This window comes from Streptomyces alkaliphilus (assembly GCF_014141535.1).
Taxonomy (GTDB): Bacteria; Actinomycetota; Actinomycetes; order Streptomycetales; family Streptomycetaceae; genus Streptomyces; species Streptomyces alkaliphilus.
The window spans coordinates 1-433 of the sequence record NZ_VKHT01001751.1; the positions used below are offsets into that span (position 1 = coordinate 1).

The following is a 433-nucleotide window of genomic DNA, read 5'->3' on the forward strand; positions in this document are numbered from 1 at the left end:
CGGTGGGTACGTGGAGGTGCCGGTCCTGCGCTGCTACGGCGAACCGCTGATCGACGCGGTGCGCTCCGGTGCGGTGCCGGAGGAACCGGTGAACTGGTGCTGGAGCGGGGCGACGTCCTCGCCCCCCGCGTCCGATCCGGGCCAGATGGAGGAGAGCTGGCCGACTCTCTCCTCCAGGGTCATCCGGGCCAGCAGATCGGCCGCGCGTTCGGCGGCGGACAGCTCCGTGTCCTGCCAGGGGTGAGGCATAACGCTCCTTGATGACGTGCCCGGACCGGCGTGAGGTGCCCGGGCGGCGGTGGGTGGTGCCGTTCGGCGGGGTCGGCGCGGGGTGCCGTCCGCCCCGTGCGCGTCGCGGTGTCCCGCCGGGGACCGCGACGCGGTGGACCGGTGGGTGCGGCGTTCCGGCCCGCTGGGCCGGCCCGTACCCGGG

General features: G+C 75.5%; 1 protein-coding gene. It reads right to left on the minus strand.

Annotation, left to right across the window (positions count from 1 at the left end; genetic code table 11):
- Nucleotides 1-33 precede the first annotated feature (33 nt).
- The gene (locus FNQ90_RS26605; protein ID WP_182608605.1) at nucleotides 34-249 is read right to left on the minus strand and encodes a hypothetical protein; all 216 of its coding nucleotides are present in this window, start codon (nucleotides 247-249) and stop codon (nucleotides 34-36) included.
- Between the last annotated feature and the right edge of the window lie 184 nt (nucleotides 250-433).